The sequence below is a fragment of the Serratia sp. S4 genome (genome assembly GCF_000347995.1).
In the GTDB taxonomy this organism is placed as follows: Bacteria; Pseudomonadota; Gammaproteobacteria; order Enterobacterales; family Enterobacteriaceae; genus Serratia; species Serratia quinivorans.
The window spans coordinates 5,294,120-5,315,885 of the sequence record NZ_KB661120.1 but is presented as its reverse complement, the minus strand read 5'-3'; the positions used below and the strand labels follow the sequence as shown (position 1 = coordinate 5,315,885).

Annotated in this window: 22 protein-coding genes; 1 reads left to right on the top strand and 21 read right to left on the bottom strand. The window is 54.3% G+C overall.

The window, feature by feature from the left end:
• Positions 1–133 precede the first annotated feature (133 nt).
• On the bottom strand, positions 134–1,471 hold the full coding sequence (locus SERS4_RS0125455) for an NCS2 family permease (RefSeq protein WP_017894487.1): 1,338 nt from the start codon (positions 1,469–1,471) through the stop codon (positions 134–136).
• 225 nt (positions 1,472–1,696) lie between these two features.
• Here SERS4_RS0125455 and yieH point away from each other — a divergent pair, with 225 nt between their 5' ends.
• The gene (yieH, locus tag SERS4_RS0125450; protein WP_017894486.1) at positions 1,697–2,362 is read left to right on the top strand and encodes a 6-phosphogluconate phosphatase; all 666 of its coding nucleotides are present in this window, start codon (positions 1,697–1,699) and stop codon (positions 2,360–2,362) included.
• Here yieH and SERS4_RS0125445 read toward each other — a convergent pair.
• The 20 genes from SERS4_RS0125445 to rsmG form a co-directional block, all read right to left on the bottom strand.
• Positions 2,355–3,095 carry an amino acid ABC transporter permease gene (locus SERS4_RS0125445; RefSeq protein ID WP_017894485.1) on the bottom strand — a complete coding sequence of 247 codons (741 nt, stop codon included), beginning with the start codon at positions 3,093–3,095 and terminating at the stop codon, positions 2,355–2,357. The two genes, yieH and SERS4_RS0125445, sit on opposite strands and share 8 nt — an antisense overlap.
• Position 3,096: 1 nt before the next feature.
• Positions 3,097–3,810 (bottom strand): amino acid ABC transporter permease, encoded by a 714-nt coding sequence (locus SERS4_RS0125440; RefSeq protein WP_017894484.1) that lies wholly within the window; start codon positions 3,808–3,810, stop codon positions 3,097–3,099.
• A gap of 77 nt (positions 3,811–3,887) precedes the next feature.
• On the bottom strand, positions 3,888–4,727 hold the full coding sequence (locus SERS4_RS0125435) for an ABC transporter substrate-binding protein (RefSeq protein WP_012004493.1): 840 nt from the start codon (positions 4,725–4,727) through the stop codon (positions 3,888–3,890).
• A gap of 168 nt (positions 4,728–4,895) precedes the next feature.
• Positions 4,896–5,630 (bottom strand): phosphate signaling complex protein PhoU, encoded by a 735-nt coding sequence (gene phoU / locus SERS4_RS0125430; RefSeq protein WP_012004492.1) that lies wholly within the window; start codon positions 5,628–5,630, stop codon positions 4,896–4,898.
• A gap of 11 nt (positions 5,631–5,641) precedes the next feature.
• Positions 5,642–6,418, bottom strand: coding sequence for a phosphate ABC transporter ATP-binding protein PstB (gene pstB, locus SERS4_RS0125425; protein ID WP_012004491.1), 777 nt, complete (start codon positions 6,416–6,418; stop codon positions 5,642–5,644).
• Between the two features lie 48 nt (positions 6,419–6,466).
• Positions 6,467–7,357, bottom strand: coding sequence for a phosphate ABC transporter permease PstA (pstA, locus tag SERS4_RS0125420; RefSeq protein WP_026142604.1), 891 nt, complete (start codon positions 7,355–7,357; stop codon positions 6,467–6,469).
• A 1-nt stretch (position 7,358) separates the two neighbouring features.
• On the bottom strand, positions 7,359–8,315 hold the full coding sequence (gene pstC, locus SERS4_RS0125415) for a phosphate ABC transporter permease PstC (RefSeq protein WP_012004489.1): 957 nt from the start codon (positions 8,313–8,315) through the stop codon (positions 7,359–7,361).
• A gap of 92 nt (positions 8,316–8,407) precedes the next feature.
• Positions 8,408–9,448, bottom strand: coding sequence for a phosphate ABC transporter substrate-binding protein PstS (gene pstS, locus SERS4_RS0125410; RefSeq protein ID WP_012004488.1), 1,041 nt, complete (start codon positions 9,446–9,448; stop codon positions 8,408–8,410).
• A 329-nt stretch (positions 9,449–9,777) separates the two neighbouring features.
• Positions 9,778–11,607, bottom strand: coding sequence for a glutamine--fructose-6-phosphate transaminase (isomerizing) (gene glmS / locus SERS4_RS0125405; RefSeq protein WP_012004487.1), 1,830 nt, complete (start codon positions 11,605–11,607; stop codon positions 9,778–9,780).
• Between the two features lie 211 nt (positions 11,608–11,818).
• Complete coding sequence (gene glmU / locus SERS4_RS0125400; RefSeq protein WP_026142603.1) at positions 11,819–13,189, bottom strand: bifunctional UDP-N-acetylglucosamine diphosphorylase/glucosamine-1-phosphate N-acetyltransferase GlmU; 1,371 nt, start codon at positions 13,187–13,189, stop codon at positions 11,819–11,821.
• 296 nt (positions 13,190–13,485) lie between these two features.
• Entirely contained in the window at positions 13,486–13,905 is a 420-nt protein-coding gene (locus tag SERS4_RS0125395) for a F0F1 ATP synthase subunit epsilon (protein ID WP_004950490.1), read from the bottom strand.
• Positions 13,906–13,925: 20 nt separating this feature from the next.
• Positions 13,926–15,308 carry a F0F1 ATP synthase subunit beta gene (gene atpD / locus SERS4_RS0125390; RefSeq protein ID WP_012004485.1) on the bottom strand — a complete coding sequence of 461 codons (1,383 nt, stop codon included), beginning with the start codon at positions 15,306–15,308 and terminating at the stop codon, positions 13,926–13,928.
• Between the two features lie 32 nt (positions 15,309–15,340).
• A complete protein-coding gene (gene atpG / locus SERS4_RS0125385; protein WP_012004484.1) occupies positions 15,341–16,204 on the bottom strand; it encodes a F0F1 ATP synthase subunit gamma in 864 nt (287 codons plus the stop codon).
• A gap of 58 nt (positions 16,205–16,262) precedes the next feature.
• Complete coding sequence (atpA, locus tag SERS4_RS0125380) at positions 16,263–17,804, bottom strand: F0F1 ATP synthase subunit alpha (protein ID WP_012004483.1); 1,542 nt, start codon at positions 17,802–17,804, stop codon at positions 16,263–16,265.
• A 12-nt stretch (positions 17,805–17,816) separates the two neighbouring features.
• Complete coding sequence (gene atpH / locus SERS4_RS0125375) at positions 17,817–18,350, bottom strand: F0F1 ATP synthase subunit delta (protein ID WP_012004482.1); 534 nt, start codon at positions 18,348–18,350, stop codon at positions 17,817–17,819.
• Between the two features lie 14 nt (positions 18,351–18,364).
• A complete protein-coding gene (gene atpF / locus SERS4_RS0125370) occupies positions 18,365–18,835 on the bottom strand; it encodes a F0F1 ATP synthase subunit B (protein ID WP_004950476.1) in 471 nt (156 codons plus the stop codon).
• Between the two features lie 57 nt (positions 18,836–18,892).
• The gene (gene atpE, locus SERS4_RS0125365; protein ID WP_004093904.1) at positions 18,893–19,132 is read right to left on the bottom strand and encodes a F0F1 ATP synthase subunit C; all 240 of its coding nucleotides are present in this window, start codon (positions 19,130–19,132) and stop codon (positions 18,893–18,895) included.
• Between the two features lie 49 nt (positions 19,133–19,181).
• Positions 19,182–20,003: a F0F1 ATP synthase subunit A gene (gene atpB, locus SERS4_RS0125360; RefSeq protein WP_012004481.1), complete on the bottom strand. Its 822-nt coding sequence runs from the start codon at positions 20,001–20,003 to the stop codon at positions 19,182–19,184.
• Between the two features lie 20 nt (positions 20,004–20,023).
• The gene (atpI, locus tag SERS4_RS0125355; protein ID WP_012004480.1) at positions 20,024–20,407 is read right to left on the bottom strand and encodes a F0F1 ATP synthase subunit I; all 384 of its coding nucleotides are present in this window, start codon (positions 20,405–20,407) and stop codon (positions 20,024–20,026) included.
• Between the two features lie 640 nt (positions 20,408–21,047).
• Entirely contained in the window at positions 21,048–21,668 is a 621-nt protein-coding gene (rsmG, locus tag SERS4_RS0125350) for a 16S rRNA (guanine(527)-N(7))-methyltransferase RsmG (RefSeq protein ID WP_012147576.1), read from the bottom strand.
• Positions 21,669–21,766: the final 98 nt, after the last annotated feature.

The following is a 21,766-nucleotide window of genomic DNA, read 5'->3' as shown; positions in this document are numbered from 1 at the left end:
AGTTATTAGGGAGAGCGTGCCGAAGGGGTCGTAGCAGCTTCAGCTGCCGGAGCGCCCCTCGGTGCGCTAGGCCCGAGTATCTCAGGCTAAAAGCAAACCTCAGGCCGACATTTGTCGGCCCTGTTCTTTCGTATCAGTGACCGTCGACAAAAACAATCTTCAGCACAAACAGCAGCGCTACCACTACCACGCATGGGCTGATTTCACGCCAGCGGCCGGTACCCAACTTCATTACGCAGTAAGAAATAAAGCCGAGCGCGATACCTTCGGTAATTGAGAAACTGAACGGCATCATCACCGCGGTCACAAACGCCGGAACCGCTTCGGTCAGGTCATCCCACTTCACCCGCGCCAGGCTGGATGTCATCAGCACGCCCACGTAGATCAACGCGCCGGCAGCCGCATAAGCCGGAACCATGCCTGCCAATGGCGACAGGAAAATCACCAACAGGAACAGAATACCGGTAACCACCGCGGTCAGACCGGTACGGCCGCCGACGGAAACCCCGGCGGAACTTTCAATGTAGGCGGTAACGGAAGAGGTGCCGACAAACGAACCGGCCACCGAACTGATGCTGTCCACGTACAGCGCCTGCTTCATGCGCGGGAACTTGCCTTTGTCGTCGGTCAGACCCGCCTTGTCGGTCACGCCAATCAAAGTGCCGGAGGAGTCGAACAGATTCACCAACATAAAGGAGAAAATCACCCCTGCCAGGCCAATGTTCAGCGCCCCCGCCAAATCAACCTGACCCACCACCGAAGTAATGTTCGGAGGCATGGAGAACACGCCGCCGTATTTCACATCGCCCAGCGCCCAGCCGATCAGGGTGGTTACCACAATGGAAACCAGCACCGCCGCATGGAAATTACGTGAGGACAGCACGGCAATAATAAAGAAGCCCAGCGCACCCAGCAGCACGTTGTGCGAGGTCAGGCTACCTATGGTTACCAGCGTATCCGGGTTGGCCACCACGATACCGGCATTTTTCAGCCCCATCATGCCGATAAACAGGCCGATACCGCTGGTGATCCCCACCCGCAGGCTCATGGGAATATTGGCAATCATCCAGTAGCGGACGCGGAAAATGGTCAGCAGTAACAAACCGACCGCGCCCCAGAAGATGGCACCCATGCCGACCTGCCATGAAATGCCCATTGCGCCCACGACCACAAAGGCGAAGAACGCATTGAGACCCATAGCCGGCGCCAGCGCCACCGGCAGATTAGCCAGCAGGCCCATAAAAATACTGCCGAAAGCGGCAATCAGGCAGGTGGTTACGAACACCGCCTGCGTATCCATGCCCGCCGCACCCAGAATTTGGGGGTTAACGAACACGATATACACCATGGTCAGGAAGGTAGTAATACCGGCAATCGTTTCCGTACGCGCCGTGGTGCCATGTTGCTTGAGCTTAAACACGCGCCCAAGCAAGCCTTGCTCAACGTCAAGGCCAGTGACTTGTTTGTTCATTTTCAGAAATTCCGAAGAAGGGAATGGACCGTCGCCGGCTATCCTATAACAAAAAGTCAGGGTTTTGACGCCGCTCACAGCTTTTTTTCGCCGTCTTTACGGCTAAAAGCTTCAACAGATTGTATTTCCTGAGATTGATCGGCAATCCGTGATTCTGGGGTCGCAATCCTGCCTGATGCGGTTAAAGTGGCATTATCACCGCATAACCGAAGGACACGGCCCCTGATGAACCAAATTGACTGTATTTTGTTTGATTGCGACGGCACGCTGGTGGACAGCGAAGTGCTGTGCAGCAAAGCCTATGTGCACATGTTTGCCCACTATGGCATTCACCTTTCGCTGGACGAGGTATTCAGGAAGTACAAAGGGGTAAAGCTGTACGAGATTATCGAACAGATTAATGCGGAGCACGGCGTCGCCTTGCCGAAGGAAGAACTGGAGCCTTTATACCGTCAGGAAGTGGCCCGTCTGTTTGACAGCGAACTGCAGCAGATTGCCGGTGCGCGCGAGCTGCTGGCGCAGGTGACAGTACCAATGTGTACCGTGTCTAACGGCCCGGTCAGCAAAATGCAGCACTCGCTCGGCCTGACCGACATGCTGCACTATTTTGATGACCGGTTGTTCAGCGGCTATGACATTCAGCGCTGGAAACCGGACCCGGCAATCGTGTTTCACGCCGCCGAAAAAATGCAGGTTCCCGTGGAGCGTTGCATCCTGGTGGACGACTCCGCTGCCGGTGCGCAGGCGGGGATCGCCGCCGGGATCCCGGTGTTTTACTTCTGCGCCGATCCGCACAACCAACCGATCGACCATCCGCTGGTCACCGCATTCGACGATTTGGCGCAATTACCAGCGCTGTGGCGTGAACGCGGCTGGCAGTTGACTAGCTAGCCGGCAACGGCGGCTTATTGCGCCACCAGCGCCATGAGCGTTTCAACGCCCGGGTCTGCGGGCTAAAGCGGCGGTTGACCGCATTGGCCAGCAGATCCAGCGCCAGACAAAACACAAAGTACACCAGGGCGATAAACAGGAAGACTTCCATCGGGTACACCATGCTGCGGTTGTTGACCTGGGTCGCCAGGAAGGTGAGCTCACCGACGCCGACGATATAGGCCAGCGAAGTGTCCTTGATCAACGAAATCCACTGGTTGATAAACGAAGGCACCATCATCCGCAACGCCTGTGGCAACACGATCATCCGTAGCGTTTGCCAGCGAGTCAATCCTAGCGATAAACCCGCCTGCCACTGCCCCGGACCGATGGCGGCGATCCCCGCCTTCACCGCGTGAGCCAGATAGGCCGAGGCGATCAGCGCCAGGGCGCAAACCACGGTGGTGATTTCCGGAATATCCACACCAAAAACGATCGGTAACAGGAAATAGGTCCAGAAAATCAGCATGATCACCGGGATGGCGCGGAAAAATCCCAGCAGCATGGCCAGTAACCCGGCCGCTACGCCACGTGACATCGCCAGTGCCACCCCCAACAGCGTGCCGATAATGGCCGAAGCCACACCGGCCATCAGGCTGATCGCCAACGTCAGCGCTGCGCCGCCCAGCGGGCCGTCCGGCCAGGTGCCCCACAGCAGATAACCCAGATTGTCGTAAATGACGCTGAAATCCATCTTAATGCCCTCTCAGCGGTTTACGCTGCTGTCGCCACATACCCCAGCCTTCCAACAGCGCAATGATGGCGATGTACAGCACCGTCGCCACGCCAAACGCCTGGAAGGTGCGCAGCGTCTCGGTTTCCACCTGACGCGAAGCATAGGACAGTTCGGCAACGCCGATCGCCATGGTCAGCGAGGAGTTTTTTATCACGTTCATGTACTGGCCCAGCAGCGGCGGCATGGCGATTTTCAGCGCCTGCGGCAGCACCACGTAGCGCATCGCCTGCCAGCCGGTTAATCCCAGCGCGTTAGCCGCATATTTTTGCCCACCGGCGACACCACGGATGCCGGAACGGATCTCTTCGGCGATAAAAGCGCTGGAGTACAGCGTCAGGCCGAAGAAACCGGCGAGAAATTCAAACGACGGCCACTCAAGCGGGCCGATTTGATGTGAAGTATTCAGCCACTGCATGGCGGCGGACGGCAGGATCTGCCCGGCGGCGAAATACCAGAAGAACAGCTGTACCAGCAACGGCGTATTGCGAAACAACGAACTGTAACCCACCGCCAGCCAACGCAGTGCCCGCAGGCGGCTGTCACGCATCGCGGTCAGTAAAAACCCCAACAGCGTGGCGGCCAGGCTCGCGCAGACGGAAAGCCACAGCGTCAGCAGGAAACCCCGCCACAGCCAGCTCAGATACTCCGGCGCCAGCAGCCAGTCCAGATTCATGGTCAATCCTTGTCTTGCAAAATGCGTCAGGGGCGCAGCAAGCTGCGCCCCTCCAAACAGATTTCAGCCCGTGAAAATCAGGCCTTCGGCTGTTGATCCAAAGGCGCGATTTTGAAGTCGCCGCGTGGCTGCGCGGTTTTGGTTTCCGGGCCAAACCAGCGATCGTAGATCTTCGCCGCTTCGCCGTCTTTTTCCAGCTTGATCAGCGTGTCGTTAACACTGGCGGTCAGGCGGTCTTCGCCTTTAGGAATGCCAACCCCCTGGTATTCTTTGGTAATGCTGAACGGCGAGATCTCGAAATCTGCCTTTTGTGCCGCCGGCAGGTTACCCAGCAGGCCCACCAGCTTGGCATCATCCTGGGTGATCGCCTGTACGTTGCCGTTGCGCAGGGCGACGAACGCCAGCGGAGTGTCGTCGTAAGAGATCACTTTGGCCGTCGGGTAATGTTCACGCAGGGTAATCTCCTGCACCGTGCCTTTGTCCGCGCCAATACGCAGTTTTTTGATATCTTCCGGGGTTTTCAGCACGCCTTTATGGGCGATAAATTTCTGGCCGGTAGCAAAGTACGGCACGCTGAAGTTCACTTCCTTGGCGCGCTCGTCAGTAATGGTGAAGTTGGCGGCGATCAAATCGACCTTTTTCGACACCAGCAAAGGAATGCGGTTGGCCGGGTTAGTGGCACGCAGCTCCACCTTCACCCCCAGCGCCTTGCCGATCGCATCGGCCACATCAACGTCATAACCCACCAGCTTTTTGCTTTGCGGATCGATATAACCGAACGGAGGGTTGCTGTCGAACACCGCGATACGCACTACGCCGGCTTTCTTGATGTCGTCGAGTTTGTCCGCGTGCGCGGCACCGGTGGCGAGGCTGGTCAGGCTGGCTAACAAAGTTAAGGCCAAAACGCGATGTTTCATGAGTTGCTCCTAAGGGGTTGATGTCCTGCTGGCTGCTACGCTAGCAAGACCCACTTAGGTCAGGAAATAATATAAAAAGCTATATTTATAACCATTTTGTCTTTAGGGGTTTTAAACGGCATAAAGGCGCAGTTTTCTGCGCCTTTTAAGAGCTGACTCGAGGGGATATTACTCTTTTTCCTCGTCTTTACCGTCGGAGGACAACAGTTTTTCCAGCGCATCACCACCAATATGACGGAAGTCCTGGCCTTTCACGAAATAGAAGATAAATTCGCAGATGTTCTGGCAACGGTCACCGATACGCTCGATTGAACGGGCGCAGAACAACGCAGTCAGCACGCTGGGAATGGTGCGTGTGTCTTCCATCATGTAAGTCATCAACTGACGCACAATGCCTTCATATTCCTGATCGACCTTCCTGTCTTCGCGGTAAATTCGGATCGCTTCATCCAGATCCATACGCGCGAAGGCGTCCAGCACATCATGCAGCATCTGCACGGTGTGGCGGCCCAGCGACTCCAGGCTGACCAACAGAGGCTGGTGCTGGTGCGAGAACTTTTCCAGCGCGGTGCGGCAGATTTTGTCCGCCACGTCGCCGATACGCTCCAGCTCGGAGATGGTTTTGATGATCGCCATCACCAGGCGCAGGTCGCTGGCGGTCGGCTGGCGTTTGGCAATGATGCGCACGCAGGCCTCGTCGATCGCCACTTCCATCATATTGACCTTGGCGTCGCCTTCGATCACCCGCTTGGCCAACTCACCGTCCTGGTTGTGCATCGCGGTAATGGCGTCGGTCAATTGCTGCTCCACCAGCCCGCCCATGGTCAACACCTGGGTGCGGATGTGCTCAAGTTCTGCGTTGAACTGGCCGGAAATGTGTTTATTTAAATTCAGGTTATCCATGATGCATCCTATCAACCATAACGGCCAGTGATGTAGTCTTCGGTCTGTTTTTTCTGTGGCGCGGTGAACAGGGTATCAGTATCACTGAACTCGATCAGTTCGCCCAGATACATAAATGCCGTGGAGTCAGAGCAACGTGCGGCCTGCTGCATGTTGTGGGTGACGATCACCACGGTGTAGTCAGACTTCAGTTCGCTGATCAGCTCTTCAATTTTACCGGTGGAAATCGGATCCAGCGCCGAGCAGGGCTCATCGAGCAACAAGACGTCCGGACGAATGGCGATGCCGCGGGCGATACACAGGCGCTGCTGCTGGCCACCGGACAGGCTGTAACCGCTCTGGTGCAGCTTGTCCTTGGTTTCGTTCCACAGCGCGGCCTTGGTCAAAGCCCACTGCACGCGCTCATCCATGTCGGCACGCGACAGCTTTTCAAACAGACGTACACCGAAGGCGATATTGTCGTAAATCGACATCGGGAACGGCGTCGGCTTCTGGAACACCATGCCGACCTTGGCACGCAGCAGGGCGATATCCGAGTTGTCGGTCAGAATGTTCTGCCCATCCAGCAGGATGCCGCCTTCTGCACGCTGCTCAGGGTATAACTGATACATCTTGTTGAAAGTGCGCAGCAGGGTTGATTTGCCACAACCGGATGGGCCGATAAACGCGGTAACCTTGTTCTTGGCGATATCCAGCGTGATGTTTTTCAGCGCATGGAATTTGCCATAGTAGAAGTTCAGATCGCGTACCTGAATTTTGCTGCTGGAAGCGTCGTTAACCATACTCATCAAGACTTCTCTCTTTTCATCAGCGCCGCCAGGGCCGCGCTCAAAATTTTATGAATGCTTTTGCTTGGCGAAAACTACGCGCGCCAAGATATTCAGTACCAGTACACACAGGGTAATCAACAGCACCCCGGCCCAGGCCAGCTCTTGCCATTCGGCGAACGGGCTCATGGCGAATTTGAAAATGGTCACCGGCAGGTTGGCGATCGGCTGCATCAGGTCGGTGCTCCAGAACTGATTCGACAGCGAGGTAAACAGCAGCGGTGCGGTTTCCCCGGCGATACGCGCAATTGCCAGCAGCACACCGGTGATAATGCCGGAGACCGAGGCTTTCAGCGTAATGGCGGAAATCATGCGCCATTTCGGTGTACCCAGCGCGTAAGCCGCCTCACGCAGCGTATCCGGCACCAGTTTCAGCATGTTTTCAGTGGTTCGAATCACGATCGGCACCTGTAACAGCGCCAGTGCGATTATCCCGGCCCAACCGGAGAAGTGCTGCATCTTCGCCACCACGATGGTGTAGACGAACAGGCCCACGACGATCGACGGTGCCGATAACAGGATGTCGTTAATAAAGCGGATGACTTCCGCCAGCCAGGATTTACGGCCGTATTCCGCCAGGTAAATACCGGCCATAATGCCCAGCGGCGTACCGAATACCGTCGCCCACATGATCAACAGCCCGCTACCGGCGATGGCGTTAGCCAGGCCGCCGCCCGCAGTGTTCGGCGGCGGGGTCATTTCGGTGAACAGCGCCAGCGACATGCCGTCGATGCCTTTGGTCACGGTGGAAAACAGGATCCACACCAGCCAGAACAGGCCAAACGCCATGGTCGCCATCGACAAGAACAGTGCCAGGCGGTTTTTCTGACGGCGCCAGGCCTGCATTTTGCGACGGCTTTCCAACAGCGCCAGGTTGTTTTGCATTTCCATAGTCGCCACGTTAGCGTCCCTCCTTCTTGGCCAGACGCATGACCATCAACTTCGACAGCGCCAGGACGATAAAGGTGATAACAAACAGGATCAGGCCCAGCTCCATCAACGCGGCGGTATGCACGCCCGATTCCGCTTCGGCGAATTCGTTGGCCAGCGCAGAGGTAATACTGTTGCCCGGCATATACAGTGAGGCGCTGTCGAGCTGGTAGGTGTTACCGATGATAAAGGTCACCGCCATGGTTTCCCCCAGCGCGCGGCCCAACCCCAGCATTACACCGCCAATCACGCCATTCTTGGTAAACGGCAGCACGATACGCCAGATCACTTCCCAGGTGGTGCAGCCGATGCCATAGGCCGACTCTTTCATCATCACCGGGGTCTGTTCGAATACATCGCGCATCACGGCGGCGATGTAAGGAATAATCATAATCGCCAGGATCACCCCGGCAGCCAGAATACCGATACCGAACGCCGGGCCAGAGAACAGTTCACCGACAATCGGAATGCCGGACAGCACGTCGCCAACCGGAGTCTGGAAATATTCGGCAAACAGCGGAGCAAACACGAACAGGCCCCACATGCCGTAAACGATACTTGGAATTGCCGCCAGCAGTTCAATGGCGATACCCAGTGGGCGGCGCAGCCAGTTTGGCGCCAGCTCGGTCAGGAACAGGGCAATACCAAAACTGACGGGGACGGCGATAATCAGTGCGATCAACGAGGTCACTACGGTGCCGTAAATCGGCACCAGCGCACCGAACTGTTCGGCAGGCGCGTCCCACTCTTTGGTCCACAGGAAGGAGAAACCGAATTTCTGGATGCTCGGCCAGGAGGCGAAGATCAGCGAAACAATAATGCCGCCCAGCAACAATAGGGTAATCAGCGCTGCCAGTTTAACCAGCGCGCTGAAGATGACGTCACCATTTTTACTCGGTGCTTTCATGGTCGGCTTGTACTCAGCCATAGATCACTCTCTGTTTTAACCCTGGCAGGCCCAACATGGGTCAGGCCCTGAAAAACTGAGTGGGGCGCGCCGAATCACGCGCCCCTGCGTTGTTAGTACAGCGCTTTACCGGAACTGTCTTTTACGTTGGTTTTCCATGCTGCACGCACCTGCTCGATCACTTCATTCGGCAGAGTGGCGTAATCCAGGTCATTAGCCTGCTTGGCGCCCGTTTTGTACGCCCAGTCAAAGAACTTCAGGACTTCGGTGCCCTGAGCCGGGTTTTTCTGCTCTTTGTGCACCAGGATGAAGGTGGTGGAAGTGATTGGCCAGGCGTTGTCGCCTTTCTGGTCAGTCAGGTCCTGTGCGAAGGTCTTGCTCCAGTCCACGCCTTTGGCAGCGGCGCTGAAGCTCTCTTCCGTCGGGCTAACCGCTTTGCCATCGGCAGAAATCAGCTTGGTGTAAGCCAGGTTGTTCTGCTTGGCGTAAGCGTATTCAACGTAGCCGATAGAACCTGGCAGACGCTGTACGAAGGCTGCGATACCGTCGTTACCCTTGCCGCCCAGACCGGTTGGCCAGTTAACGGTAGAGCCTGCGCCGATTTTCTCTTTCCACTGCGCGTTGGCTTTAGACAGGTAGCTGGTGAACACGAACGAGGTGCCTGAACCATCAGCACGACGCACAACGGCGATGTTCTGATCCGGCAGCTTAACGCCTGGGTTGAGCTTGGTGATCGCCGGGTCGTTCCATTTTTTCACGTTACCCAGATAGATATCGCCCAGAGTTTTACCGTCCAGGGTCAGCTCACCGGATTTGATGCCCGGGATGTTTACTGCCAGCACCACGCCACCGATCACGGTAGGGAACTGGAACAGGCCATCAGCAGCCAGTTTTTCGTCACTCAAAGGCGCATCGGAAGCACCAAAGTCAACGGTGTTGGCGATGATTTGCTTCACGCCACCAGAAGAGCCGATGCCCTGATAGTTAACTTTGTTGCCGGTTTCTTTCTGATAAGAATCTGCCCACTTGGCATAAACCGGAGCGGGGAATGTCGCACCTGCACCGGTCAGGCTAGCAGCAGCGAACGCGGACACGGCGGTCAGGGAGAAAGTCGCTGCCACAATACTGGCGACGGTGGTACGCATCAGTTTCATAATCACTCCTAATGGGGTATTCAAAAATCGATCTAGGTCGTTTTGAGTAAGTATTGCTGCAGGAGGGAAAATAGGACAGTTTAGTGACAGTAAAATGTACGAAATATGACAGTTATATTACAGTGAGGGCACTATGCTATCTACTCATTTAAAATCAGTCAGTTAAATAATAAAACACTCAGTGATTAATCAATAAAAAAACCCGTCCCACCTCACCTATCCGCTTGAATATGACAACTTTTATCCCTGCTGTCGCACCATTGTCATATTTGATCCAATCATGAAAAAGCCGGCACAGTGGCCGGCTTTTAGAGGTTAACAGCAGCGAGTTACTCTACCGTGACAGACTTCGCCAGGTTACGCGGCTGGTCAACGTCGGTGCCTTTGATCAGCGCCACGTGGTAAGACAGCAACTGCAACGGCACGGTGTAGAAGATCGGGGCCACGATTTCTTCGACGTGCGGCAATGGGATGATAGTCATACCCTCGCTGCTGACGAAACCGGCATCCTGATCGGCGAACACGTACAGCTGGCCGCCGCGCGCGCGCACTTCTTCAATGTTTGACTTCAGCTTTTCCAACAGTTCGTTGTTCGGCGCCACCACGATCACCGGCATATCAGCATCGATCAACGCCAACGGGCCGTGTTTCAACTCACCGGCCGCATAGGCTTCCGCGTGAATATAGGAGATCTCTTTGAGCTTCAGCGCACCTTCCATCGCGATCGGGTACTGATCGCCACGGCCGAGGAACAGCGCGTGATGCTTGTCGGAGAAGCCTTCCGCCAGCGCTTCAATGTTTTTGTCCAGCGACAGCATCTGCTCAATACGCGCCGGCAATGCCTGCAGGCCGTGCACGATTTCATGCTCAACGCTTTCCGCCATGCCTTTCAGCCGGCCCAAACGTGCCACCAGCATCAACAGCACCGCAAGCTGGGTGGTAAAGGCCTTGGTGGAGGCGACACCGATTTCGGTACCGGCCTTGGTCATCAGCGCCAGATCGGATTCACGCACCAGTGAAGAACCGGCCACGTTGCACACCGCCAGTGAACCGAGGTAACCCAGCTCCTTCGACAGGCGCAGTGCCGCCAGCGTATCGGCAGTTTCACCGGACTGCGACAAGGTAATGATCAGACTGCCCGGACGCACGGCAGATTTGCGATAGCGGAATTCTGACGCGATTTCCACGTCGCAAGGCACGCCGGCCAGCGATTCGAACCAATAGCGGGCAACCATGCCGGAGTGGTAAGACGTCCCACAGGCAATGATTTGCACGTGCTGCACCTTCGCCAACAGTTCATCGGCACGCGGGCCCAGCTCGCTCAGGTTGATTTTGCCCTGGCTGAAACGCCCTTCCAGGGTGTTCTTCAGCGCCAGTGGCTGTTCGTAGATCTCTTTTTGCATGTAGTGACGGTAAGCACCTTTGTCACCGGCGTCGTACTGTACCTGGGATTCGATTTCAGGACGCTCAACGGCGTTGCCCTGCTTATCGAAAATGTTGACGGTGCGGCGAGTCATCTCCACCACGTCACCTTCTTCCAGGAAGATAAAGCGGCGGGTTACCGGCAACAGCGCCAGTTGATCGGAAGCCAGGAAGTTTTCACCCACGCCACGGCCGATAACCAGTGGGCTGCCGGAGCGCGCTGCCACCAGCACGCTAGGGTCGCGGCTGTCCATCACCACAGTGCCGTATGCACCACGCAACTGAGGGATCACGCGCTGAACCACTTCCAGCAAGGTGCCCCCCTGGCGCTGTTCCCAATGCACCAGGTGAGCAATCACCTCGGTATCGGTTTCAGAGCTGAAGTGATAGCCGCGTTCGATCAGCAGTTCACGCAGCGGTTCGTGGTTTTCGATGATGCCGTTATGCACCACAGTAATGTAATCAGAAACATGCGGGTGCGCGTTAGCTTCGGTAGGTTCACCGTGCGTTGCCCAGCGGGTGTGAGCAATACCGGTGCCCCCATGCAATTCATGTTGTTCAGCGGCTTCGGTCAGTTTGTTAACCTTGCCCACGCGGCGTAAACGGTTGACGTTGCCTTCGGCATCCACCACCGCCAAACCGGCGGAGTCGTAGCCACGGTACTCAAGGCGGCGTAACCCTTCCAACAGAATCTCTGCAATATCACGTTGCGCTACTGCGCCTACAATTCCACACATCAGTTGTATTCCTAATTAAACGCCTTTCGGGGCGCTTTCGATGTCTTGACCTGATTTTGCCGGTTTTTACCGTGCGTCCCCGAGCCTGTAGAGAATGGGGATTATTATGTTTTGCCCTGCACTCTGCACCAAAGCACAGGGCAAAACAGGGTGAGGAGCCGTCAACCCCCTCACCCCGGCCCTCTCCCAAAAGGAGAGGGAGTCTAAGTTGTTACTTCTTCTTGACCGGACGCTGCCAGCCCTGGATATGCACCTGCTTGACACGGCTCAGCACCAGTTCATCTTCGCCGATATCACGGGTCACCGTAGTGCCTGCGGCAATGGTAGAACCCTTACCTACAGAGACAGGGGCCACCAGCTGGGTATCGGAACCGACGAACACGCCGTCGCCGATAATGGTTTTATGCTTATTGGCGCCATCATAGTTACAGGTGATGGTACCGGCACCAATATTCACATCGTCGCCAATCTCGGCATCACCCAGGTAGCTCAGATGGCCCGCTTTTGAGCCTTTGCCCAAACGCGCCTTTTTCATTTCGACGAAGTTGCCAACATGGGCACCCACCGCCAGCTCAGCGCCTGGACGCAAGCGGGCAAAGGGACCCACGGTGCATTCCGCTGCCAGCACGGCATCTTCCAGCACGCTGTACGGGCTGATTTCGCAGTCATCGCCGATCACGCAGTTTTTCAACACGCAGCCGGCACCGATTTTCACTCTATCCCCGAGCTTGACCGTGCCTTCAATAATCACGTTGGCATCAATAGAGATGTCGCGACCGTGCACAAGTTCCCCGCGCAGGTCAAAACGCGCCGGATCCAGCAGCATTACGCCGGCCAACAGTAATTTTTCAGACTGTTCTGCCTGGTAGATACGCTCAAGCCGCGACAGTTGCAGACGGTTATTCACGCCTTCCACTTCACTCAGGCGTGACGGATGCACGGCTTCAATTTTCTTGCCATCGGCATGGGCCAGCGCAATGATATCGGTGATGTAGAATTCACCCTGTGCGTTGTCGTTGTTCAACATTCCCAACCAGCGCTTGAGATCGCGGCCGTTGGCCACCAGGATGCCGGTGTTGATTTCATTGATTTGGCGCTGAGCTTCATTGGCATCCTTGTGCTCAACAATCCCCACCACCTGGTCGTTTTCACGCACGATGCGTCCGTAACCACTAGGGTCTGCCAGCTTCACCGTCAGCAGGCCAATGCCGCCCTGGGGTTTCGCGGCCATCAGACGCTGCAAAGTATCGACAGAAATCAGCGGGACGTCGCCGTACAGCATCAGCACGTCTTCATCATCAGCAAAATGCGGGGCCGCTTGCTGCATGGCATGGCCGGTACCCAATTGCTCGGCCTGCAGCACCCAGTTCAGTGCGCCGTCGGTCAGGGTGTTTTTCAGCAAGTCGCCGCCATGGCCGTACACCAGATGGACGTTTTTCGCGCCCAGTTTCATCGCGACATCAATGACGTGCTGCACCATCGGCTTGCCGGCCAACGGATGTAACACCTTGGGAAGATCGGAATACATGCGTGTTCCCTTGCCCGCGGCGAGGATCACCACACTCATTGCGCTGTTCGACATAAGCAACCTGATAACTCCATTTTAATAGACGAAAGTAGAACTCTTTAGTGACGATATTACTACATATTTCTCTGCACGAACCCAGCTCAGGCCTTGGGGCACTAAGCACGCCGAAGTCAAGGATCCAGTAACCCGACGCTGGGGATAACTGTCGGCGATCGGCGACATTTCCAGCCTCTATTGAAGGTTATACCTCACAATGCCTGCCGGGGTATCAGGCTTATTTTAAAACAAAAAAAAAGCGACCCAATAGGCCGCTTTCTTAATTTTGGCTGCGTTATGCACGCGCCAAAATATTACATCGATCTTCTGGTGAGCTCGATAACGCGAAGTTTCGCGATCGCTTTCGCCAGTTCTGCAGATGCCTGAGCATAGTCGACATCGCCATGAGAGCTACTGATATGTTCTTCAGCTTTACGCTTGGCTTCCAGCGCTCTCGCTTCGTCGAGGTCCGTTCCACGGATAGCAGTGTCAGCCAGCACGGTGACCACGCTCGGTTGTACCTCAAGGATACCGCCGGACAGGTAGATGAACTCTTCTTCACCGTGTTGTTTAACAATACGCACCATGCCAGGCTTGATGGCAGTCAGCAGCGGCGCATGACCAGGGAAAATCCCCAGTTCGCCTTCGCTACCTGTCACCTGGATCTTTTGCACCAGGCCGGAAAACATATGTTTTTCCGCGCTGACTACATCCAGATGGTAAGTCATAGCCATATCACCCTCCTCTCAAGACGTTACAGTTTCTTGGCTTTTTCCACTGCTTCTTCAATGGTGCCAACCATGTAGAACGCTTGTTCAGGCAGGTGGTCATAGTCGCCGTCCATAATGCCTTTGAAACCACGAATGGTGTCTTTCAGCGATACGAACTTGCCCGGAGAACCGGTGAAGACTTCTGCCACGAAGAACGGCTGAGACAGGAAGCGTTGGATTTTACGCGCACGGGATACGACCAGTTTGTCTTCTTCAGACAGCTCGTCCATACCCAGGATTGCGATAATATCTTTCAGTTCCTGATAGCGTTGCAGAATGGACTGCACGCCACGCGCTACATCGTAGTGCTCCTGGCCAACTACCAGCGGATCCAGCTGACGGCTGGTAGAATCCAGCGGGTCAACGGCCGGGTAGATACCCAGAGAAGCGATATTACGGCTCAGTACCACAGTTGCATCCAAGTGAGCAAAGGTGGTGGCTGGTGACGGGTCAGTCAAGTCATCCGCAGGGACGTAAACGGCCTGTACGGAGGTGATTGAACCAGTCTTGGTAGAGGTGATACGTTCTTGCAGAACACCCATCTCTTCCGCCAGCGTTGGCTGATAACCTACCGCCGATGGCATACGGCCCAGAAGTGCGGACACTTCGGTACCGGCCAGGGTATAACGGTAGATGTTATCAACGAACAGCAGAACGTCACGGCCTTCGTCACGGAATTTCTCCGCCATGGTCAGACCGGTCAGAGCAACGCGCAGACGGTTACCCGGTGGCTCGTTCATCTGGCCGTAAACCAGGGATACTTTATCCAGTACGTTGGAGTCGTTCATTTCGTGGTAGAAGTCGTTACCCTCACGAGTACGCTCACCCACGCCCGCAAACACAGAATAACCGGAGTGCTCGATCGCGATGTTACGGATCAGCTCCATCATGTTTACGGTTTTACCAACACCCGCACCACCGAACAGACCGACTTTACCACCCTTGGCGAACGGGCAGATCAGGTCCATTACCTTGATACCGGTTTCCAGCAGATCCTGGGAGTTGGCCAAATCTTCGTAGCTTGGCGCCGGACGGTGAATCGCCCAACGTTCTTCTTCGCCGATATCGCCCTTCATGTCGATTGGTTCACCCAATACGTTCATGATACGGCCCAGGGTAGCTTTACCTACCGGTACTTCAATTGGGTGGTCCAGGTCAGTGACTTTCAGACCGCGACGCAGACCATCAGAGGTCCCCATTGCGATACAGCGAACCACGCCACCGCCCAACTGTTGCTGAACTTCCAGCACCAGCTTATTGGCACCGTTTTCTACCTCAAGAGCGTTGTACACTTTTGGTACGGCATCCTGAGGGAACTCGACGTCCACTACGGCGCCGATTACCTGGATAATCTTTCCAGTAGCCATCTTGAATCCTCTACGTAATTCGTAAACCTAGCTTAAACCGCGGAGGCTCCCGAAACGATCTCGGTGAGTTCCTGAGTGATGCTGGCCTGACGAGCCTTGTTGTATACCAACTGCAGCTCTTTGATCAGGCTACCGCCGTTATCGGTTGCGGCTTTCATCGCTACCATTCGTGCGGCCTGCTCGCTGGCCAGGTTTTCCACGACGCCCTGATAAACCTGAGATTCCACATAGCGACGCAGCAAGGTATCAAGCAGCACTTTTGGATCGGGTTCATACAGGTAATCCCAAGATTTTTTCTTCAGCTCACCGTCTTCGGCAGGCGGCAACGGCAGCAGCTGAACGATCTGTGGTTCTTGGGACATCGTATTGATAAATTTGTTACTGACAATGTACAGCTTGTCCAAACGACCTTCGTCGTAGGCTTGCAGCATCACTTTCACCGGTCCGATCAACTCCGACAGGGAAGGGTTATCCCCCATGCCGGTGACCTGGGCAACCACGTTGCCGCCCACGGAGCCAAAGAAAGAAGCCGCTTTAGAGCCAATCAGTGCCAAATCTGTTTCGACACCTTTTTCGGACCAGCCTTTCATCTCTGCCAACAGGCGCTTGAACAGGTTAATGTTCAAGCCACCACAGAGACCGCGGTCAGTAGACACCACCAGATACCCGACGCGCTTAACATCACGCTCATCCAGGTACGGGTGCTTATATTCCAGATTACCCAACGCAAGGTGACCAATCACTTTGCGCATGGTCTCTGCATAAGGACGGCTGGCCGCCATGCGTTCCTGCGATTTACGCATTTTGGAGGCGGCGACCATTTCCATCGCTTTAGTGATCTTTTGCGTGTTTTGCACGCTCGCGATCTTACTACGTATCTCTTTTGCGCCGGCCATGTCTGCTTCTCCTCATTGCCAGACGGCCTGCTGTTTTACAACTGCAGGCCGCTGAGCGTTACCAGGACTGGGTTTTCTTGAAGGTCTCGAGGATGCCTTTCAGCTTGCCCTCGATCTCATCGTTGAAATTGCCAGTTTGGTTGATGTGGTTCAGCAACTCGGCATGCTCGCGGTCTGCGTAAGCAACCAGCGCGGCTTCGAAGCTCACGACTTTCGCGACTTCAACGTCGTTCAGGAAGCCACGTTCTGCGGCAAACAGCACCAGAGACTGTTGTGCGACGGACATCGGCGCATACTGTTTCTGTTTCAGCAGCTCGGTCACTTTCTGACCGTGGCTCAGCTGTTTGCGGGTCGCATCATCCAGATCGGAAGCGAACTGAGAGAACGCAGCCAGTTCACGATACTGTGCCAGCGCGGTACGAATACCACCGGACAGTTTTTTCATGATCTTGGTTTGCGCTGCACCGCCCACACGGGATACGGAGATACCCGGGTTAACTGCCGGACGAATACCGGAGTTAAACAGGTTGGATTCCAGGAAGATCTGACCATCGGTAATCGAGATTACGTTGGTCGGAACGAACGCGGAAACGTCACCCGCCTGGGTTTCAATGATCGGCAGAGCAGTCAGTGAACCGGTTTGGCCTTTGACTTCACCTTTGGTGAAGGCTTCAACGTATTCGGCGTTAACACGCGCAGCACGCTCCAGCAAACGGGAGTGGAGATAGAATACGTCGCCTGGGTAAGCTTCACGACCTGGTGGACGACGAAGCAGCAGGGAGATCTGACGGTATGCAACGGCCTGTTTGGACAGGTCATCATAAACAATCAGCGCATCTTCACCGCGGTCACGGAAGTATTCACCCATCGCACAACCGGCATATGGCGCCAGGTATTGCAATGCAGCGGATTCAGACGCGGTAGCAACCACAACGATGGTGTTTGCCAGTGCGCCGTGCTCTTCCAGTTTGCGCACCACGTTAGCGATGGTGGACGCTTTCTGGCCGATAGCCACGTAAACACATTTGATGCCGGAATCGCGTTGGTTGATGATCGCATCGATCGCCAGGGCAGTTTTACCTGTCTGACGGTCACCGATCACCAGCTCACGCTGGCCACGGCCGATTGGGATCATGGCGTCAACAGATTTATAGCCAGTTTGAACAGGCTGATCTACGGACTGACGCTCGATAACACCAGGGGCAATAGCTTCAACCGGGGAGAAACCGTCGTTATCAACCGGGCCTTTACCGTCAATAGGTGCGCCCAGGGTGTTAACTACACGGCCCAGCAGGCCACGGCCAACCGGAACTTCCAGAATACGGCCGGTACATTTTACCTTCATGCCTTCGGCCAGATCCGCGTACGGACCCATAACCACAGCACCTACGGAGTCGCGCTCCAGGTTCAATGCGATTGCGTAACGGTTGCCTGGCAGTGCGATCATTTCGCCCTGCATAACTTCGGCCAGACCGTGTACGCGGATGATCCCGTCACTGACGGAAACAATAGTACCTTCATTGTGAGCTTCGCTCACCACATTGAACTGAGCAATGCGCTGCTTGATCAGTTCGCTGATTTCGGTGGAATTCAGTTGCATGCTCCAGTCCCCTTAAGACTGCAAGACGTCTGTCAGGCGTTCAAGACGACCGCGAACGCTGCCATCAATCACCATATCGCCAGCACGGATAATTACGCCGGCCAGTACAGACTTGTCAATTTTGCAATTCAGCTTAACTTTGCGTGACAGACGCTTTTCCATCGCAGCGGCAATATTAGCCAGCTGTTTGTCGTTCAGTGCGCTCGCAGAGAGCACCTCGACTTCGACGGTGGATTCCAGCAAAGCGCGCAGTTCGATGAACTGCTGCAGCACCGCAGGAAGAACCAGTAAACGTCCATTTTCGGCCATTACACGGATAAAGTTCTGGCCATGTTCGTCGAGTTGTTCGCCACATACCGCGATGAACGTTCTGGACAGCGTCTCCGGTGCGACAGCACCAGCCAGCAGTTCAGAAATCTGTTCATTGCGAGTGACATCAGCCGCAAACGCCAGCATATCCTGCCAGCGATCCAAGCTTTGATGCTCAACGGCAAAGTCAAAAGCTGCTTTGGCGTAGGGGCGAGCTACAGTTACAAATTCAGACATCAGCCCCTCCCTCCTTACAGTTCAGCGACCAGTTTATCAACGATGTCGCTGTTAGCAGCTTCATCCACGGAACGTTCGATGATCTTCTCGGCGCCGGCAATTGCCAGCATCGCGACTTGCTTACGCAACTCTTCACGAGCGCGCTTACGTTCGGCTTCGATCTCAGCCTGAGCCTGCGCCACGATTTTGTTACGTTCCTGCTCGGCTTCGGCTTTCGCTTCATCCATGATCTGAGCTTTGCGTTTGTTTGCTTGCTCGATGATCACCTGAGCTTCTGCCTTGGCAGTTTTCAGCTGGTCGGTCGCATTGGCTTGCGCTAAGTCCAAATCTTTTTTGGCACGTTCTGCAGAAGCGAGACCGTCAGCAATTTCTCCCTGACGCTTCTCGATGGCTGCCATGATCGGCGGCCATACGTACTTCATGCAGAACCAGACAAACAGAACGAACGCGATGGCCTGGCCGAGGATTGTTGCGTTAAGATTCACAGCACAATGCCTCTTTAAAAGTTAATAGTGTGGTTTCAGTGTAGAGAAGTTCTCTACTTACGCGACAGCAAACATCACGTACAGACCCAGACCAACAGCGATCATCGGGATGGCGTCAACCAGACCCATAACGATAAAGAACTGTGTACGCAGCAAAGGAATCAGGTCAGGCTGACGTGCAGCGCCTTCCAAGAATTTACCACCCAGGATGCCGATACCGATCGCAGCACCGATTGCCGCTAAACCCATCATCACAGCGGCAGCCATGTACAGCAGATCCATACTCAGGTTTTCCATGACAGTCTCCAGTTTGTTTCAGTTTAAAAGTACAAGTGTTTTAAGAAAATCAGTGCTCTTCAGATGCCATCGAGAGATAGACAATCGTCAGAACCATGAAAATAAAGGCTTGAAGCGTAATGATCAGGATGTGGAAAATAGCCCAAGGCACATTCAGAAGCCACTGTGACCACCACGGCAACAAACCGGCAATCAGGATGAAGATCAACTCACCCGCATACATGTTGCCGAACAGTCGCAGGCCCAGTGAAACAGGCTTGGACAGCAGGCTGACACCTTCAAGAATCAGGTTGATTGGAATGAATAACGGATGGTTGAACGGCTGCATGGTTAACTCTTTAACGAACCCACCAACGCCTTTCATTTTGATGCTATAGAACAGAATCAGGATAAATACGCCCAACGCCATCGACAGTGTAATACTCACATCTGCGGTAGGGACGACACGCAGTGCCGGCAAACCAAACACATGTTCGCCAATAAACGGCAGCAGATCGATTGGCAGCAGATCCATCATGTTCATCAGGAATACCCAGACAAACACGGTCAGCGCCAGCGGAGCAATAACCTTGCTCTTGCCGTGATACATATCACGAACGCTACTGTCGACGAAGCCCATGATAAGTTCGACGGCAGTTTGAAGTTTCCCCGGTACACCGCTGGTGGCTGTATTGGCTACTTTCTTGAAGATAAACAAGAACAGCGCGCCCAACACCACAGAGAAGAACAATGAGTCAATGTTCAACGTCCAGAATGTCGGGGTACCAGAGTGTGGTTCAACTAACTGAAAAGTACGCAGATCCAACTGAAGGTTATTCAGATGGTGGCTGATATAGTCCTTTGCAGTCCCATTTTCTCCAGATGCAGACATGATGCCTCTTACCCTTTTAGTTAAGTTCGGTAACTGTTAATCACGGCCGGTGCCACTATCTGCACCACTAACACCGCTAAATAGGTCAGGCCAAGCGGTACAAACGCCGCTTTAAACACCCCAAGCGCCACGATCAACAAAACTATGGTGATCAGGACCTTTAATCCCTCGCCGATGGCGAACGACCAGGCAACCCGACCGGGTGCCGGCGTCTGCGCCTGATGGCGCAAGGCAAACAGCATAAACATGGTGCTCGGCAACCAGGCAGCGAGACCGCCCGCCAATGCCGAACCGCTCCATTCCAGGCTTTTCAGACCGAAAGCAGCGCTGATCAGAACAAAAGTCATTAACTGCAGAAACAGCAATTTGCGAGCAACTTTTCCGCTGTAAAGGGACACAGACATGACGTTTGTTCTCTCCGTACCCCTGAGGAGGTATGCTGAGTGACGTATAAAACTTTCTTTACTGCTCTGAGTCAAGCAGCAAAAAACGAGCAAATTATACGGGGCATACCAACGAATTCAATCGATAAGTAGCGAAAAGGTGAACAATTATTTAAATTCCCCCATTTCAGGCTATTTTCACAAGAAAACGGTCGGAATAATAGGGCTCATTTAATTGTCTGATTATTCCAGTGTTACAGCAAGAAACGTGTAGTTGCTCACAATAATACCTATTTCTGATTTATAGCCCACGGCCAACCAAAGCGTCTTTAGCAAATCGGGCGATCAAAAAGATATTATAAATCAGAATATTACAAGTTAACTGTTCAAAAACAATCCGTCTACCCGCTAAAAACCTTTTATTGACAGCTTCAGGGATAATATTCCAACAGCTAATTAACATTAGCAGCAAAGCAAGATCCTTCACTTATGGTTGCTAACGCAACTATTACGATCTGCAATTACCCTATTGTCACCAATTGGTGGCTATTTTTGTGTTAATAAAAAGTAAATTAACTAAAAAAACCACCCATTAATTAGTCTGCTTACTTTAACCATGGGCACTATCTTTTAATTCGCGCTTACTTGATCAAAAACAAACTCAGTTTGCCTTAAGGATAACCAGATGACGTTCACCTTCGAGTTCCGGTACCTGCAGACGTACGACCGATTCCAACTCAATGCCCGGCGGCAACTGCGTAAGCTCTTCGTCTGGGCGTACTCCTTTCAGCGCGTAGAAACGCCCCTGCCCTTTTGCCGGCAAATGATGACACCAGGACAGCATATCCTGCAATGAGGCGAAGGCGCGGCTGATGACGCCGTCAAACGGCGGCTCCGCAGGAAACTCCTCAACGCGGCTCTGAACCGGCTCAACGTTGGTCAAACCCAGTTCATGCTGCACCTGACGCAGGAAGCGTACACGCTTGCCCAGGCTGTCGAGCAAGGTGAAATGGGAATCGGGGCGAACAATGGCCAGCGGAATGCCTGGCAAGCCGGGGCCGGTGCCCACGTCGATAAAACGCTTACCCTGCAGATGCGGGTTAACTACGATGCTGTCGAGAATATGGCGAACCAGCATTTGCTGCGGATCGCGCACCGAAGTGAGGTTATACGCCTTGTTCCACTTATCCAGCATGCCGACATAGCCCAGCAACTGCTGTTTTTGCCGATCGGGAAGCGTAATGCCTGCCGCTTTGAGCAACGAATCTAATTTTTTCTGCACAATGAGTCCTTAGACTGGCGCACAACGGCAAGCCAGGTAGGGGCTGCCCAAGAAGGTGACCATAATAATTCAGGCCAGAAACGATGTCAGCGGCCGTT